Here is an 18,489-nt window from a genome sequence, read left to right as displayed (position 1 = left end):
GCGCATATTGAGAAATTGAACTAAGGTTAATTAACATTAAGTTCACAATAAGACAATCTACGTGGCAAAGATAGACAGACTGTACTCTCTAGATATTCTCAGAGGCTTAATTATTGTCCTCATGGCGCTTGACCACACCCGGCGCTATTGGGCCGAAACCCCCTTTTCACCTACCGATTTAGACCAAACAACGCTAGCATGGTTTTTAACTCGTTGGGTCACACACTTTTGTGCCCCCTTATTTATCTTCTTAACGGGGATCAGCGCATATTTGTACGGCCAACAAGTTCAGTCTAAAGCGGTTTTACGGAACTACCTACTCAGTCGTGGGGGCTGGCTGATTTTACTAGAGCTCACAGTCGTCAATTTTAGCTGGCAGTTTGGCTATGATGTGGTTTTTTTGCAGGTGATTTGGGTAATTGGTTGTTCTATGATTATCTTGGCCGGGATGATATATATACCGTTAAATTTGCTCTGTATTTTATCGTTCTCAGTGATCATCACACATAACGCTCTGAATGATCATGCTATTCTAAATTGGCTTGGGCAAGATAGGGCTTGGCTTTGGCATTTACTTCACAGCCCAACCACATTTAACCTCACAGATCAGCTCCAAATTTTCGCTCTGTACCCTTTAGTTCCGTGGTTTGCAGTCATGTCTTTAGGTTATTGCTGCGGCATTTTGTTCAAACTCAATGCGGGCTTGAGATACAAGGTGTTTGCCACGCTCGGTGGGATCACAATTGTTGTATTTGCACTTTTAAAGCTGGGTAATATATATGGTGAGCCTAATTTATTTGTGCCCGATCCCTCATTGATCACGTCTATCATGTCATTACTTAACAACAGTAAATACCCGCCCTCTTTGGTATACCTGCTGATGACAATCGGTCCAGGCCTACTTGTTTTGGCTTCCCTTGAATACGCACAAATACGCAGCTTTTCTCTCAACTGGCTTAATAGTTTGAAAATACTCGGCGGCGTGCCACTGTTTTACTATTTGCTCCATATTCCGGTTATTAACCTCAGTGCACAAATATACAGCCACTTAACCTATGGCCAAACCATAGACTTTTTTAGCACGCCACTTGATTGGCCCAGTAGCTATGAGCCTAATCTCTGGGTTGCCTATATAGCATGGGTAGTCATTACATTAGCATTGTATATTCCTTGCAAATACTACTTGGCGCTGAAACGAACCCACCACAGCCCCTTACTTAAGTACTTGTAGAGCTTGCGGGTGCCATTTTTATATTTGGCACCCATTTTAGAGCCAAGCAAGTCAAAATACCGCACATAAACCAAATAACACTGGCCATAACTGAGAATAGCGTAACCAGATCAATAAACACCATGCTTAGTACCAAGCCAGCAAGACCTCGAATCACGCACAATATTCCAATCACCATTAGGGCCAAATAAGTGAGCGGTAAACGCCGGATTAAACCTGCTCCGGCTAGCGCATACGCGCCACATATTGCAAACAACAAAGAGACACCCACAGTAGCAACAGGTGCCAGCCACGTGCCATGTTTAGCAGACTCCACCAGTATATTTGGGGCCAACTGCGCACGGTAGCATGCTTCTCCCAACCAAATACATGACATATGTGCAACCACTGTCACTGCGGCCATCAAAGCCACAAAGATCAATCCAAGTACCGCTATTTTTTGTTTGTGCATCATGGTAATTTCCTCATTAGATGACCTCATCAACAGCCGTTTTATACCGTTATATGACCTTGCAGATAAAGCACAGCTTCACCGATCACTGTGACGCGCTGGGCTGAAAAGTCGACTTCACACACAAGGTGTCCCCCTCGCGCTGAAGCTTGAAAGGCATGTAATACATGCTTGTCGAGCTTCTTTGCCCAAAAAGGCGCAAGGCCGGTATGAATTGATCCAGTTACAGGGTCTTCCTCTCCGCCATTGGCTGGCCAAAAATAGCGTGACACAAAATCATCATTAACTCCTGGTGCACTCACCACCACATCCAATGGGGCCAACTGCTTAAGTAGCTCGGCATCATATTTAACTTGTTTTACATCCGTATCCGTATCGTAAATTGCAAAATACGCTTGGCGATTTTTCAGTATTTCTTTAGGCTCGACCGATAAGCCTTTTATTAATGCGCTTGGCACATCAGATAGCGGTTCTGGCATTTGCATCGGAAAGTTCATTTCCAACTTCCCATTACTGAGCTGTGTTACTGTTAAGCTGCCAACTGTTTGTGTTGTAAACTCGACAGAACTGTTCAAGCCTAAATGATTAAATAATACAAACGCTGTGGCGAGTGTTGCATGGCCGCAAAAGGCAATTTCGGTTAACGGTGAAAACCATCGGATCTGATAACTGTTTGAACTACCGCGCACGATAAATGCGGTTTCAGATAGGTTGTTTTCAGCTGCAATATTTTGCATTAACTCTTCGCTTATCCAAGCATCTAAAGGCACAACCGCAGCCGAATTGCCTTTGAATTGAGTACTGGTAAATGCATCAACCACATAAATTGGTAGCTTAGCCACTTTCTTGATTCCTTTGTGTTTAACAGGCTATCACTGTACCCGATTACACTAAGCAAAAATACATAAATCGAGATAAGAAATAAGTCGTTACAAAAGAGAAGAACAACGCATCTCACAGCTGCACATGATCAATCCACAGCGGTACAATCAATTGCAACAAGATGCGAAATAGCAGCAAAGCCATAGGTCGCACATTTCAACTAAAATTGTTTGTTTGATTGAGTTTAAAGCGAATTTAATCACAAGCGTCTTGCAATAAGTATTGGCTGAGCAACATGGTAAATTTCTGCTTATAAAACAAGGAGCTACTTTTTGAGTCGCAGCTTTGATCTGTTGTTACTTAAGAAATAAGTACAATAGAGTAATAAGCAGACATATCGAAAATTCGTAGCAAAGTTTTACGAGACAGTTTCAAAAACTATATTTTCAGGAGTATCTAAAGCGATTTTGTAATTGCAGGGAGATTTGCAAACGTTCTGGATTTGCGGGGCAGGAAAAGTTCGTCGAATAAACAACAAGGTGCAGCGGTTCGCCGCACCTCGACATAACTGATTAAAGTACAGTTACGTTTTCAGCCTGAGGACCTTTAGCGCCCTGAGTTACTGTAAAGCTAACTTTTTGACCTTCAGTCAAAGTACGGAAACCTTCAGACTGGATCGCTCTGAAGTGAACAAAAACGTCGTCGTTACCATTTTCTTGTGCGATGAAGCCAAAACCTTTTGACTCGTTAAACCATTTTACAGTGCCTGTTACTTGAGACATAAATTACCTATTTATATTAAAATTAAAAAAAATGTGTACAGTATCGGAAGTAAATGAGTGGCTAAAATTAGGTTTTATGACAAAAACAGAAACTAACGCAAACAACAAATAAATCAAATATCTTCATACGCGGCGTATAATACACTGAAAATCTTTTTTGTCGAGCATTTTTACCAAAATAGTTCAATTTTTATTCAGAATTTTTGTTGTAGTTTAGACTATCGCTATTTTTAGGCCGCAAAGCGCCTGCGATTCGATGTAACAGTAATTCTTTTTGTATATCAGAATACTAGAACTCAACATCAAGTTTTACATACGTGTATGTTGTTGCCGACGTCGCTTTGCTCGAAAAGGCCCATATTTATCTCGTTCCTTTTTCGAACATAGACTAAAGAAGCCATTCGGCTGACAAGCTCGAAGCTCAGCGCTGCGAGTTATCATTTCGCTGAGGTTTGGCAGCACAGGAATAAAAAGCAAACTCAATGGCACTATCAAGTCAAACGGAAAGTCAAACATAATAGTCATCAAACCTGTCATACACACTACTACCAATAAAACTGAACAGTGCAACAACCAAGTGGCTCTGAGACACCAAGCCCTTTGGCTTCTTTTAGTTAAAATCTTTTTGTCCACAAAGCTATTGCTCCGCGTCAATGCACTGCTCACACTGCCAACACATAATATATTGATTTTGACCCGTCATCGCGTCTTCCTGTTCACCGATAATTTCAAAACCTTGTCGTTGATAAAACGCCACGCTGGCAATGTTGCGTTTATAAACTGACAGTTCCAAATTATTACAACGTGATTTTGCATCTGCGATCAGCCGCTTACCCACACCTCGCCCCTGCTTTTCAGGCAATACAAAAATCGCAGCTAAGGTATTTTCAACCAATGCATAAAAACCGATAATTTCATGGTTATCCAAATACACATAATTATCTGAACTGGGTAAATAGACATGTCTCATGGTATCTTGATGGTCACGCCAAAAACTTTCTGGTACAAAGTGATGGGCTTGCTGGGAAGCTGCAAGCCACACCAGCAAGACTGACTCAATATCTGATGAACGACCTTTTCTGATCATGATATTCCTCACTAACCCATTCAAATTTAATCGCCAGCCCCCTAAGAAACCGCCCAGCTATATTTATAGCTGAATTTGAATTTTTTTACGCTCAGTATTAAAAGCAACGGCGTAATAACGCAATCTTGGATGCTCCACATTCCATAAGTTTAAAAACTCTTCATAAGTTTGTACAACACGCCGCGCCCGTTTTGCATCATTTAAGTACACCAAACGCTTAGCCTCATCGTACCCAACCACCACACGATAATGGCTTTGCGATTTAGGTAACTCCCAATATTGAAATACAATTACCGGGATCCCACTGGCAATGTATGTCTTAACGTGATTAAACAACTGAGCGCGTTTTTCATCGACGCTCTCAGCCCCATCCATTTTTTTGCCTAACTTAATGCTACGCGTCTTGCCATATTGCTCTAAAAACCCCTGTAAATAAGTCACTTTGGTGCCTGGATAGTCGGCCCAATCTCTTGGGTAGTTGTTCAAAATACCTGAGCGAACAAATACCGGCGCATCTTCATAATGATGTAAAATAGACTCTGCTATATCATATTGAGTATAGTGTTTAATGCCCCAATACTTAAAAATCATTTCTATGGTCGCAGGACCACACAGCTTCTTACCTTGCTCGACGATGGGGACATTCAGCACAATTTTTTGCGAGTTTTTTGCTTCATTAACGAAAGAATAGGATACAAAAATTAAAAATATGACCCACTTAACCACTGTCTTTCCTTGATTTTAATCAACACCACTAATTAAAAAAACTAAATAATATCAGTTATAAAATAATTATAATTTACAAATTGTACAGAATAATAAATACAAATACAGAGCGCACAAATATGACAGCTAAAAACCTTCCCAAAAAACTTTAATATTTTTCAACTTAAAGAGTTCTTAGACATAATAAAAAAGCGAACCATATAGGTTCGCTTTATAAATATTAGTCTACCGAGACAATTTTAATATACAACATTTAGTTTTTTCAACCAAGGTGTGACTTTTACGATACTGCTTTTGAATAAAGCCCATCATTTACAACTTAAACTGCTCGACACTTGATTTTAGGCCATGTGCAAGCTCACTGATTTCATGACAAGCTTGTGACGTTTGATTTGCACCTTCAGTCATTTCAACAGCTGCTACATTAATGTTTTCGATATTGCGATTAAGTTCTTCGGAAACCACTGACTGTTCATTGCAGGCCGCAGCGATTTGTGTGCTCATCGCCGCAATGCTGTCAATTTCTTGCTCTATTTTGGTGATTGTGTTGCTAACAGTCTCAGTCTGCTGAACACACACATCGATGCCCTTTTGGCACGTTCTGGTAGCTTCACCTGTCTCTTTTGATTTCAATTGCAAATCGCTCACAATTTCGACAATCTGAGTTGTTGAATCTTGCGTTCTTTGCGCTAATGAACGTACTTCATCAGCAACAACTGCAAAACCTCGTCCCTGTGTACCAGCGCGTGCTGCTTCAATTGCTGCATTTAATGCCAGTAAATTCGTCTGTTCAGCAATTTCTCTGATAACGTCAACGACGACATTGATATTTTGCGAGTTTTTCTCGAGGTTTTCTGCGAGGTCACCCGCTCGGGTTACGGTGTCTGCGACACTCGAGATCTGTACAATATTACTTTTAAGCGCAGCGCTCCCTTCACGTGATTTCATGTTGGCTTGATTGGCCGACTCGGCCCCCATTTCCGTGCTTTTAGCAACTTCAGATACTGCTGCTTGCATTTCAGTCATAGCAGACGCGACCGATTGCAACTCATTTTGTTGATTTTGCATACCTGTGGCATTTTGCGCAGAGATCATATTGACCTCTTCCACTGCCGTCGTTAACTGGATAGCGCTGTCATTAATCTTAACCACAAGACTATTGAGCTGCTCGCGCATTCTCTCTAAAGAAAGAAGCAATGACCCTAGCTCGTTTTCACTTAAATCGTGTGTATCAATTCTTGAACTCAAATCACCATTGGCGATATTACCAGCCAAATTCTTCGCCTTTTCCAATGGCTTTCTGATTGCACCACTGAGCACAAAACAAATCAAAGCGATCATCACCGCTGATATCAAAGCACAAATAACAATCACAGTGATCACGGTTCCAACAGCACGGACCGCTGATGTTTCTGCTTGACCAACATTGTCGCTGTTTATTTTGCCAAGTTTAGTGAGCTCTTCCATAGCATCTGAAAAAAAAGTATAGCTATTGAGCACAATGTCGTTTGCCTTAGCAACATTTCCACTGCGCACTAATCGATTAAAACTCGCCGTCGCTGACGCATACTTTCGCCACGCGCGCTCAAACGCATCAAACTGAAAACGCTCTTGATCCGAGACGTTCAATTTACTGTAAGCCGATATTTTACTATTAATACCTGACTTTAACTTATCTAAAGTGACTAACCATTCATCCAGTTCTGGATGGTTTGGGTTTGTGGCAACACCAAATTCATCTTTTCTAATGGTGGTCAATTCAATTTGCAGATCTTTAACGATTTCAACTGACGGTATACTCGTTTGTACTATGAATCCAAGGTCTTCGCTGATCCCCTTTAGTCCGTTGTAAGTCACAAGGCTTACACCCAAGAAGACCAAAAATACCGACGTAAAGCTTAAGCCGATCTGTTTAGAAATTGACAAGTCTTTTAATGCCATATTGTGTTTATTACATCCCTAAGTTAACAATGACTGAAATATGCTAAAACCAGTAAAAGATCACGCTCGTGATCCTTGAACCGGTTCTATTTAATTCGATTAAATGTGTTTTTTAGTCACAAAGACTAGTGGTAACTGCGTTTGGTAAGGCTTGCAACTTTGATAGGCCACGTGTCACGTCGCTAGCTGCTTGAAAGTGCCTTATATATTTAAAAGCCCCTAAAATACAAAGCTCTAAATTGAAGGCGTATTATAATGGAAACAACAAACCCTTGGAATAATTTAATCATTAACAATTGGTTTTTTATGTTATTAAATTATTATATATGACAGTTATCTGATCATAAAAAGGTCAAAAACATTAAATTTAAATAAAGAATTTTCTATTCCCTAAAATCTCTTTTGTCACATTTAAAAATTAAATGAATAGCACAACCTAATAAATATTACTTTAAATTTGCATATTCAACTTTCGGATATCGCGAGTAAAGCATAAGACTTCTGAACAAAGAACGTTTTCTTTTAATTGTCTACTCCTCTCTATACCTCGCAAGCTCCGCTAACAACCATTCACTGCTTTTTATTATGGGTTTATTTTGACAGTGTATTTGGTAGTGCTTGCCAGAGAGACTACTTTTTGTTGCTGCCAACCGTATAAAGTCTTCCGCTGAGTTGATATCATCTTGATAATAATTATATTTTTTGTATATATGAGCTTTTGCATCTTGAGCACTATGTATTGTGCCATTGCGCTCATACTGACAATTAGCAGCTTCAATAAATGCGAGTAAATGCTGTATTTCAGTACTCATCGCGCCAAACGCTTTCAGTGAGCCAAATGTAAAAATAATAAAAATAGCTGATAAAATTAGCTGCATTTTAATCCTCAAAATAGTAAAGATAGGTACTTCCCAGATTAAAATTAAGACGTGCCACAGAGGGAAAAGGTTGCATTTGAGGTTGTAATTTTTTTGCTCAAACATCCAATCCAAAGAAGTAACGCAGCGAAAGCGCTGCGTTACCCTGATGAAGCTTCAAAGAGTGTGTTACTGAACAGACACAATGCCTGTTTTTGAATTGTAAATGATTTTACCCGGTGCCCCAGAAGCATAACCATAGTGGCAGCTACCTTTGCTTGCTTTTATCACCTTATATTCACCAGCCTCGGTAGAAAAGTACCACTTGGTACTGCCATCTGCTTTTTTTCTGCCTTTGCCATTGCGATTAAGTGTGTATTGATGCTCTAAAAAGTTGTTCCACATCCGCGCGCAGCGGTTGGCATTGGGGTTTTTAGTAAAACGATTGTGTTTGTTTAACTTGTCTTTCGACTCAACAGGAAACCCTTGATCATTAAAGTTAAAAGTACCGTCTTTAAAGCCCGCTAAATTCGCCACCTTGTTGCTGTTTCCGTTAGCTAGCCAGAATAAATTGGCCTTGTCGATCTCTTTTTGGAGCGCGTTTGCTATCACAGGTAAAGTATCACCACAGCCTTGGACATAGGTTAAATCGGCAATGTGCGCTGGACCGTCCATGACGTAGGTTGCTTGGGCAGTTTGTCCGTCCAGAGTATATATTTTTGCGTTTTCACCACTATTTCTAGCAGAAACATAGATAGTGCCATTTTCGTCAACCGCTAAGCCTGACGCCCAGTGTAGGTTGTGCTCACCAATTTCATTTAATGTCATAGTTGCTTCATCAAGAACGTATAGTGCCTTTGCATTTAGTACATATACGAAGTTACCATCCGCTGAATACGCTATATCACCATGAGCAAAATCGTCATACGTTGCGCTGTCAGACTTCATTTTTCCCAAAACTGTTTTTTCTCCAGTTGTTAAGTCAAATTGGTACATGTAAGTCTGGCTGGTCGCTAATAAATAGTCTCCCGATGGAGAAACCGCCGAACGTTTGATCGGAAAACTGGTTGTATCAGCAATTTCACGTTGCTGCATTGATTGCATATCAAACTCATACAACTTAGACGCGTTTGTGTCGCTATCGATCCGCTGCATGGTATATAACTTCTCACCTAGTCCAGCAATATTGCTCGATGCAAATGTAGCACCTGGCACTTCTCTACTAACCTGAGCATCAGTATCTATGTGATATATTGCACTGTGACCATCACCCGAAAACCTGTCAATCGCAAAAAGTCCGTCTAAACAGGTGTTTTCATTCGCAAACACAGAAAAGCTTGTCGCCAGAGATAGAAGCGCTACCCCAAACTTACTAAAATATTTGTCTGTTTTTTTCATAAACACACCATCAAACATTTCTACTACCTTAGTATTAAGCAAAAATCGAACCGTTAAAATATTTGATTCCACAAACCACTGAAGTTATTAATGTTAAATTTTTTTCTTTGTATTCGTTGCCATCTAGTCATGAATTAGCCACAACAAGCATTTATGTGTCAATTTCACGTCCTTAGTTCGTGAATTCGATATATGGTGACTTTTTAATTTTAAGTTGTTGAATTGGTTGAATAGAAAAGTTCCAATAAATAGTTGACCGTAATATTGGAACAATGAAGTCAGTATTTCTAAAATGCGAAAATTCAGTAAGCAATTTTCTGTTTTGCAATTTGCGATTCGCAAAATAGAAATTTTTCTCAAAATGCAAAATGCGCCAACCTTTAATCTCAAAACAAATTAGCTTGCCCAATTGCGCTGACTTTAATTGGCCCCCTGAGTTAATTTTAATTGTCCCTATATCGTCTACAAACAGAGTTGCTTAGCTACTCAATCTAAGCTACCTAACTCAACCCAATATTAATTAAGGACAACCATGAAAAAAATAGCATTGCTCTCGACCTTTCTCGCAGGTTTTACGGTCAGTCACACTGCTCTAGCGCTGACTCAGCCAGAATTGAACCAGATCACTCAGCAAATTGAAAACAGACTATCAGAAGAAAAAATCACTGGAATTTCAATTGCTGTAGTCAAAGACAATACGCCATTAATGTTGGACGGGTTTGGCTTTGCCAACATCCAAACACAACAGCCCGTTACGTCAGATACCCAATTTAGGATCGCTTCAATCACAAAAACCTTTGTTACCCTTGCGGTTTTAAAGCTCGTTGATGAAGGCAAATTATCTCTTGATGACAGTGTGTACAAACACCTATCGGATTTTAGACCCAAAGTATTGCCAAACAACAGTGATAAAATAACTGTACGTGACTTGCTTACCCATCAAAGTGGGATCCCTTCAGGATGGTATCGAGGTGATGAGCCAACGACCACGCCAGATCAAGATCTAAATTCACTGGCTGAGTTGCTAAGCGATGAATACTTGGTTTGGGATCGCGGCACAATCTCAGCGTACAACAATAATGCGTTTGCCCTCGCAGGTTTGTTAGTCTCAAGAGTTAGCGGGCAAAGTTGGCAAGCATACTTACAATCAGAGTTTTTTGATCCTCTCGGCATGGACTCTACTTTGAGCCATCTGCCAAACGGGCCGTTACCAACAAAGATGGCTGAAAGTTACAGCGGCACACAAATTGAGCCAAAATATGCAGCACTAACCACCCCAGCTGGTGGCATGATCTCTACTGGTAATGATATGGCGCGCTATATGCAGGCAATATTGGATAGCTGGAATTATAATAGCCATGCAATTTTGCCCGCATCTTTGATTAAGACAGTTCGCAATGTCCAAAATGATCATGTGAAACTTGATGGCGACCACCAAATGGGACTGGGCTTCTTCATTGAATCATATAACGGCCATATCGCTATCAAACACGATGGTAGTTATCAGGGCTATGAAAGTTCAATGTACATAGTACCTGAATTAAACTTTGGCGTGTTTGTCACAACTAATAACAGAGTAGGTGCAAGCGCGGTTGAAGACATCGCCAAAGCAGTGACGAGCATGGTGGCTCAACAGTCACCAGGACCGTTCGAGCAAACATCAACTCCCCAATTAGATGAGTCCAGTAAAACGCTGGAAGCGGGTGCTTATGTGGGCACAAGCAGTGTATTTATAGAGCAAAATCCAAGTGGCGAGTTTAGTGTTTTCTCTGAAGGGTTCGGCTATAAGCCGCTCAAAAAAGTAGCAGCGCAAACATATCAAGTTCAGGGAATAGACTACGATATAAAAATAAAACCGACCGAGGCCATAGAGGGAGTCCGCTTTCTTTATGACGGAAAGGATTACGCGCACGTATTTAGCAAGCTAGTTACTACGCAGTTAACCCCGGAGCTTGAGCAGTTACTTGGGTATTATCAAATCCAATCCGACAACCCGATACTCGGCGATCTTATCTTAGAGTACGCGCCAGAGTTGCAAGCCTTGGTGCTTGTCTCGGTTAAGTATGGCTTTACTCGAACAGTAAAGGTAGTGGGCGACAACTTACTTCAAGTACAAGGGTATGGAAGAGGCATCGGTACAGTGTTTGACTTTAGCCAACCAGGAAAGTTAAACGGACTTGGCTATCAGTTTAAAAAAGTACCAGCACCAATTAATGCTAAATAAACAAAGCCACCCTCTATAAAAAAGGACCCGAAGGTCCTTTTTTTACTCTATGTTTTCAATGGCATCGAAATATTGCGCTATCATCACGTCTGTCAGCGCAGGCATTGGCAAATTGAGCTTTTCCAACGACTGCCAAGTTTTACTAGCATCAATTGGCGCGAAAACACTCGACTCGTCTCTATGACGCTCAGCTGATACTTGCCGCATATCATCAGTAAACAAATACTCTCCTGTGATTGCTTTTCCTGTTTCTTTGAGTGCAACCAATGCCGCGATAAAGTCCTCGTAACTGGTCAATGATATAGGTGCTTCAAGTACTTTGTTGCGCGCGCGTACCAAATCAACAAAATAGAGCTCTCGAGAGTTTGATAGGTGATAGACCGGTAATAGCTTTGATTGGTATACCAAGGTGCCAATGGCTTGTGCAACATAGTTCACAGGTATAATACTCGTTTGAAAACGCTTATCATCAAAACACAACCCAAGGTGTGAGGTCAGTTTCATCAGCATGGTTAGCCACTGTTCGTGGTCGCTTAAGCCCGTATTTACACATCCAGATATTAACCCCAATCGAATCACACTGATGTCAAAACCACGTTGTTGTGCTTGCTTAATAAGCAACTCCGAAGCCCATTTGGTGGATACATATCCCTCACACGCGGTGTGATTTTGTAGCTCCAAAGATGCTAGTTCATCTGCAATTTCTCGCTGTTTAAGTACCGCGGTCGTTGAAATGTGCAGTAAGCGCTTAGCCTTTAGGTGCTGCTGTAAGGTGATCAGTTCTATCGTACTATCAACGTTGGCAGGTTTCATTTGCTCAAATTGTGCTAGGTGATCCATGTACGTCGCCGCATGGATAATTAAATCAACCTGCTCGGCAACACGAGTATAGCTTGGCTCACTCATACCCAACTTTTCTTGTGATAAATCACCCACAACAACATTGATCCGGCTTCTAAATTCGTCACGCCACAAATGAGCCTGCTTTAAGCTCTGCTCTATTCTCGCTTTGCCATGTATGCCATCTGATGCTCTAACTAGACAATAAATTATTGCATCGGGAGCAGTGAGTAACTGTGCCAATAAATAGCGTCCAACAAATCCAGTGGCACCCGTTAAGAATATCGTTTGCGCTCGCTCTACATCAGACTTGAGCGGAGATAAATGTACAGGCAATGTAAATTGCGAAGGCTCAACAAAGCGCTTCGTTTTGGGTTTGAACTCTGACAACTGCCGCACGGTTCTGTGGCTATATAATGACCGTAATGAAAAGGCTTGCCCGGTTAAGTGTTCAATCTTGTGTGCCAATTGCATCGCCAACATAGAGTGTCCACCCAGTTCAAAAAAGTCATCATCTATACCTACTTTAGGCGCTCCCAATAGTTCCCTAAATAAAGCGCAAAGCCGTAATTCAAATTGATCTCTTGGTGCAACGTAACTGTGCTGCGACTCAAAATGTACTTTGGGCAAGCGACTTTTGTCCAACTTTCCATTTAATGTATATGGAAGGTTATCAATTTGAATGTATTCACTGGGGTGCATAAATCTAGGAAGCTGCTGCTCTGTATTGCTGCGAACACCAGTGAGTGAGAGCTGTGTATTAGTGCTACAGATATAAGCAACCAAATGTGTGTGACCGTGGTGCTCAACATCAACAACCGCAACACTTTTAATGTCTGCGTTTTGCAATAAAACGTTTTCTATTTCACCAAGTTCTATTCTATATCCGTTGATTTTAACTTGATTGTCATTGCGCCCAAAGTATTCAAGATTTCCATCATATCGCCAGCGTACCAAATCCCCCGTTTTATACATTTTGCCATCTTTACTGTCACTATACGGATCAGGTAAAAAGCGTTCATTTGTGAGTTCTAGGCGATTTAAATACCCGTCCGAAAGCCCCTCTCCAGCTACATAGAGCTCTCCGACCACCCCTATTGGCACTGGCTTTTTATTGTTATCCAGCACATAGACTTTGCGCGAATTAGCAGGTTTACCAATAGGTACATTCGTACCCGTAAACCCATGACAAGAGTGCGTCGTCACTATGGTACTTTCAGATGGACCATATCCATTTATTAAGTATTCAGGGCAACACTCAGATGCCTGCAGTTTAGCAACAGTATCACTATTGGCAGCTTCCCCACCAAAAATAAGGTACTTTAGGTTCGCAAAACAACTGGGGTCAAAACTATGTAGCCCATCAAATAACGACGTAGTTAGCCACAATATCGTTATTGATTCACGCCGCAACAATGCGCGAATATCCTCGAAACTGGGTTGCTGTTGCTCGGGAATAACCAAGGTTGCGCCATGACATAGCGCGCCCCAAGTTTCAAACAAAGCCATATCAAAATTAGGATTGGCCAGCTGGACCAGCCGATCTTGGGTGGAGAATTCAACATATCCGTTATTTTGGATCAGAGACACCACACCACGATGAGATGTTTTCACCCCTTTTGGAGTCCCCGTTGTGCCAGACGTGTAAATCACATAAGCCAATGCATCAAGGTTTGTAACTGGCGCTAGATTATGGGTTAAGCTGTGCTTACTCATTACTTGCTGGTAAATAACGAAATCGCAATCCAAACCGCGGATCTTATCTACATGTTCATCGCAGGTGATCACACAAAGAGGCTGACAGTCCTGCAACATAGTGTCAATTCTGTGTTGTGGATAGTCCGGAGACACCATAACCACCGCTGCACCTAATTTCAGGACTGCCAGTGCACTGACAACCATGTCGATACCGCGAGTTTTTAATACCGCAATATGTGCCTGCTGCGGCCAATGGCCGCGCTCAAAACAAGCCAATAATTCGTGAGCTAGCTGGTTTGCCTGGCTATTCAATTGATGATAGCTCAGTGATTCACCTTTAAACCTAAGTGCAGTTTTCTCTGGACGAATATTGGCTTGCTCTTCAAACAAAGCAGGCAGCGTTAAATGGCGCAGCGGCGTTGAGTGCTCTGGCCTACTCCATACATCTAAGAGCAACCTGTGTTCTTTTTCATCTACGACATTGACCGTACTGAGCCTTGTACTTGGCTGTTTTGTAAACTGCGTCAAAACGCGCTTATACATTTGTGCAAAACGCGTCACCGACTCACACTTAAACAAAGACGCTGCATAGTTCCAATCTATTTCGATCTCTTCTTTACTGTCATCGATAAGTATGGTCATGTCGTACTTCGCTGCCGTATAAGCACGCAGATGTTCAAACGTCATTCCAGAGGGCAGATCTTTTTGAGCTAAAAACGCTTGTACGCTAAACAACACTTGAAACAGAGGAGCGCGAGATGCATCAAACTCAGTGTCCGTCGCCTGTACAATATCATTGAGTGGCAACGCCTGATGCTCACGCACTTCAGAGACACTGTTAATTGTCAGTTGAAGCAACTCTTGCAGTGAGACATCGTCATTTTGCAACACAACTCGGATCGGTAAGGAGTTAACAAAAAAACCGATTAAAGACTGTGTTTCAGATACATATCTATTTTCAAATGGCGTACCAATGATCAAATCATGTTGCTGAGAAAGTTTATGGCTCAGAGCAAAAAAGGTGCTTAACATCACATGATATAGTGTTGTGCTATGGGCTTTCGCACTTTGCCTAAGGGCTTGCGAAAGTGACTTGTCTAATTTGATGTACTGACTCTTACCTTTGTAATCAAAGCTTGTCTCCCTCGGCGCATCATAGGGCAATAACAAGGCATCATTTCCAGCCAAATACCTTTGCCAAAAAGCGGTTAAATCCGCTTTTGTCGCTCCTTTAAGCTCTTCACGTTGCCAACTGGCATAATCTCTATAGCTGATCTTAAGTGGTAATATCTCTCCTTTACCCTCATAAAAATATGTCAGCTCATTGAATAGAATGTTCAACGACCAGCCGTCAATCACAACATGGTGAATATTGAGCAGTAATTGTCGGCTGTGCGTTTTTTCCAATAGCACGAACTTAACAGGTAGCCCCTCACTCAAGTCAAACACTTCATTGGCGAAATACTTGAGTCGCATTTGTAACGCTTGTTCTGAATCTACTTTTTCATGGTGCAACGTATACTTAGATTTAGATATTTGAGGGTATACTTGCCGCCCATCCTTCCAGCGATATTGGGTTTTTAAGATAGTATGTCGCGCAGCGACTTGCTCAAACGCAGACAAGAATTTATCGCAATCAAATTCGGGGCTTAGCTCAAACAAAAAAGGTGCGTTGTAAGCACATTCGGCTTCCTTTATTCCTTGAATAAAAAGTAGGCGCTCCTCGGCATATGACAGTTGTTGCTCACTTGCTTTTGTAATAGTGAGCGCATTTTTAGGCCGCGCCAAACGAGAAATCGCAGCAATATTTGGATTGAGTAATAACTCATTGAGGGAGATCTCCAGTTGCAACGTTTCTCTGCAAATTGCCAAAATACGAAGAAACATCAACGAGTTTCCTCCCAATTGAATCAGATCGTCCGCGATACCGAGGCGTTCGACATGTAATACTTGCGCAAATAACTTACATAGCTCACTTTGCAAAGGCGTGATTGGTGCCACGTATTGTGCTTGGCTTTGCTGGATAAACAACTCGATGAGAGACTGCTTATCCACTTTACCATTTAGGGTCAGTGGTATTTGAGTTATAAAGCAAAGGTTGCTCGGTATCATATGCGCAGGGAGCTCTGTGCTAAGGAAATGCAGCAACGCACGCTCACAGTTTGCATCGTTTTTATTATGTGACTCATCAAGCTGAATAAAACTTACCAGCTTGTGTCCATTTGTAGCCTTGATGGCAAATGTATGTGCTTGCTTTATTTGTGGCAATGTCACAAGCGTTTGGTCTATTGCCTGTAGCTCTACTCGATACCCGTTGATTTTCACTTGCGCATCTCCTCGACCAATAAACCGTATATACCCTTGGCTATCAATAAAGCCCAAATCGCCAGTTTTATACACCCGCAGAGGTTTACCTTCACTGTCCATCGAGACAAACCGTCCCTGCTCTTGTGCTTTGTTCAAATAGCCTAATGCCAGTCCTGCGCCCGCAGTAATAATCTCACCCGCACAACCATGTGGTAAGCGCGCCCCTTTGTCAGACACAATGGCTACGGCAGTACCATTAATCGGCAGACCAATGGGCAACGACTGGTCACTCGGCCAAGTTTTTGGAATCAAAAAGGTGCTCGTGAATACGGTATTTTCTGTCGGTCCGTAGGCATTTACAATTTGTATATCTGAATTGTTTTGATACACCAGCTTTACCTTTGAAGGTAATACTACGTCCCCCCCTACCAGTAACTGATCCAAACCAGAAAACAGACAAGGATCAATATCTACTAAAGTGTGAAATAATGCAGCTGTTAAAAAACAGGTATTAACCTGCGTGCTAAACAATGCGCCTAGATTTTCTGGTGTTACATATGCTTCTTCAAGCATATAAAGACAGCCACCGTTTAGCAGCGCCCCCCAAATTTCAAACGCAAAAGCATCAAAACTCTGATTGGCAATACACAACATGTGGGTGTTGTCATCAAGCACTGTAAAGTTGGGATTAATGACTAACCTCGTGATCCCTTGATGTGAACACACGATCCCTTTTGGCTCTCCGGTCGACCCCGAAGAAAAGTTGATGTAAAAAGGGCTATCAGCCGCTAATTCTACCCCTCGATAGGCTTTATCTGGACGACAGCGCAATTGCTCTAAGCTAAACTGCCTACAAGCCAATGTGGTTTTGACATCAGGACAGATCACCGCCTTAGCGCTACTTTGTTCAACAACAGCGTTTACTCTTTCTTTGGACTCCTTCGCAGAGATAGGGATATACACAGCCCCGGTAAACAATACCCCCGTTATTGCCAGCAAAAGCTCTAAATTACGAGGAAGGATCACCACAATACGGTCCCCTGCTTGCACACCAGCTGATTGCAATGAAGCTGCAATGTTTTCTGCCTGCTGCTTTAACTCTCGGTATGTAAGCTGCTGCTCTTGGCAGCGCACTGCTATTTTATCAGAATAAAGCGAGGCAACCTGAGTAAACAGCTCCAAAGCACTTTTGCCATCTTGATAGCCGTTTTTTATTGCTGAAAATTCCGGGATACAGGTAGGCTCTCCCATAAGATAAGACGCAAAGATTTCTGAGATAACTTTAACGGACCGTTCACTTATAAGCTGGCTATTCCAACGCCATGTGAAAACGATTTTTTGATCTAAAAGCCGAACATCAATACCTATCTTTTGTTTTTCATTGAGGCTCGGTGAGTAATGTTCCATATCCTGTAAACCCAACCACACTACTTCACATTCTGAGTCTAGATTGTGGGTGTTCAGTGCGACTGTATCTAAGTATCCCAGCTCAATGTCTTGACGATATAATTCGGTAAATTGCTCAAGCGTTAATGACTTTCCCTGTGCGGTACTTCGGACAGGATATACTTGAAAACCAAGGGCTGAGTCCTCGGGTAAAGACACTTTTATTAGGCCATCAGCTTGACCAGAATAAGTTGAAAGTGCCTGATTCAACGCATAAATAACCCGGCTTTGTAACTGACTCTGTGCTTGTGTTGTGCTGGCTTCTGGCTGTTTTAAATCACTAAATTGCCAGTATTGAGTAAACATTCCTCGCTGCTCATCCGGTAAACACATGCTATGTAGAACCATAGGCTCATACCCACACAATCGCGCTCGCCAATGAGTATCTTGCAACTTAATGTAATCAATTAGCCGCTGTTCATATTGATTTATCAGTGTCGATTGTTTGTCGGTGAGAGGAGTGTTTGACTTAGTGACAAGTCGCTCGTTTTCAAGAATCAATTCAATGCCTGATGCATAGAGTTGCTTTAACACATTTTTAGCTTTCATAATTAACCACTACGTTATTTTCCTTGTTAATTTCTGTCCATTGCCGATTAAGGAATGAACACCTCAATATGCCAACACATTAAAATGATAAAATTTTTGCAACAAAATAATAACTGTAAGATTTCAATTC

General features: G+C 41.6%; 12 protein-coding genes. 2 read left to right on the top strand and 10 right to left on the bottom strand.

Features of this window, described 5'->3' with window-relative positions:
- Positions 1–61: 61 nt before the first annotated feature.
- Positions 62–1,231 (top strand): heparan-alpha-glucosaminide N-acetyltransferase domain-containing protein, encoded by a 1,170-nt coding sequence (locus tag MHN81_RS05550; RefSeq protein WP_239425219.1) that lies wholly within the window; start codon positions 62–64, stop codon positions 1,229–1,231.
- On the opposite strand, the gene MHN81_RS05545 is transcribed toward MHN81_RS05550, so the two are convergent.
- From MHN81_RS05545 to MHN81_RS05505, 9 genes are all read right to left on the bottom strand, one after another.
- Entirely contained in the window at positions 1,218–1,685 is a 468-nt protein-coding gene (locus tag MHN81_RS05545) for a hypothetical protein (RefSeq protein ID WP_239425218.1), read from the bottom strand. The two genes, MHN81_RS05550 and MHN81_RS05545, sit on opposite strands and share 14 nt — an antisense overlap.
- Before the next feature lie 38 nt (positions 1,686–1,723).
- Positions 1,724–2,524 (bottom strand): PhzF family phenazine biosynthesis protein, encoded by an 801-nt coding sequence (locus MHN81_RS05540; protein ID WP_023398162.1) that lies wholly within the window; start codon positions 2,522–2,524, stop codon positions 1,724–1,726.
- 552 nt (positions 2,525–3,076) lie between these two features.
- The gene (locus MHN81_RS05535) at positions 3,077–3,286 is read right to left on the bottom strand and encodes a cold-shock protein (protein WP_023398163.1); all 210 of its coding nucleotides are present in this window, start codon (positions 3,284–3,286) and stop codon (positions 3,077–3,079) included.
- A gap of 309 nt (positions 3,287–3,595) precedes the next feature.
- Complete coding sequence (locus tag MHN81_RS05530) at positions 3,596–3,823, bottom strand: hypothetical protein (protein WP_239425217.1); 228 nt, start codon at positions 3,821–3,823, stop codon at positions 3,596–3,598.
- 100 nt (positions 3,824–3,923) lie between these two features.
- On the bottom strand, positions 3,924–4,373 hold the full coding sequence (locus MHN81_RS05525; RefSeq protein WP_023398164.1) for an N-acetyltransferase: 450 nt from the start codon (positions 4,371–4,373) through the stop codon (positions 3,924–3,926).
- Between the two features lie 63 nt (positions 4,374–4,436).
- Positions 4,437–5,099: a C39 family peptidase gene (locus tag MHN81_RS05520; RefSeq protein WP_023398165.1), complete on the bottom strand. Its 663-nt coding sequence runs from the start codon at positions 5,097–5,099 to the stop codon at positions 4,437–4,439.
- 312 nt (positions 5,100–5,411) lie between these two features.
- The gene (locus tag MHN81_RS05515) at positions 5,412–7,040 is read right to left on the bottom strand and encodes a methyl-accepting chemotaxis protein (RefSeq protein ID WP_239425216.1); all 1,629 of its coding nucleotides are present in this window, start codon (positions 7,038–7,040) and stop codon (positions 5,412–5,414) included.
- Between the two features lie 530 nt (positions 7,041–7,570).
- A complete protein-coding gene (locus MHN81_RS05510; RefSeq protein ID WP_023398167.1) occupies positions 7,571–7,918 on the bottom strand; it encodes a DUF5329 domain-containing protein in 348 nt (115 codons plus the stop codon).
- Positions 7,919–8,086: 168 nt separating this feature from the next.
- A complete protein-coding gene (locus tag MHN81_RS05505) occupies positions 8,087–9,295 on the bottom strand; it encodes a lactonase family protein (protein WP_239425215.1) in 1,209 nt (402 codons plus the stop codon).
- A gap of 532 nt (positions 9,296–9,827) precedes the next feature.
- On the opposite strand from MHN81_RS05505, the gene MHN81_RS05500 reads away from it, so the two are divergent.
- Positions 9,828–11,519 (top strand): serine hydrolase domain-containing protein, encoded by a 1,692-nt coding sequence (locus MHN81_RS05500; RefSeq protein WP_239425214.1) that lies wholly within the window; start codon positions 9,828–9,830, stop codon positions 11,517–11,519.
- Positions 11,520–11,561: 42 nt separating this feature from the next.
- Here the strand turns inward: MHN81_RS05500 and MHN81_RS05495 are convergent, their stop codons facing one another.
- Entirely contained in the window at positions 11,562–18,359 is a 6,798-nt protein-coding gene (locus MHN81_RS05495; protein ID WP_239425213.1) for a non-ribosomal peptide synthetase, read from the bottom strand.
- Between the last annotated feature and the right edge of the window lie 130 nt (positions 18,360–18,489).

Source organism: Pseudoalteromonas sp. Of7M-16, from assembly GCF_022347805.1.
Classification (GTDB): Bacteria; Pseudomonadota; Gammaproteobacteria; order Enterobacterales; family Alteromonadaceae; genus Pseudoalteromonas; species Pseudoalteromonas luteoviolacea_F.
This window is presented reverse-complemented; position numbering and strand designations above follow the sequence as displayed.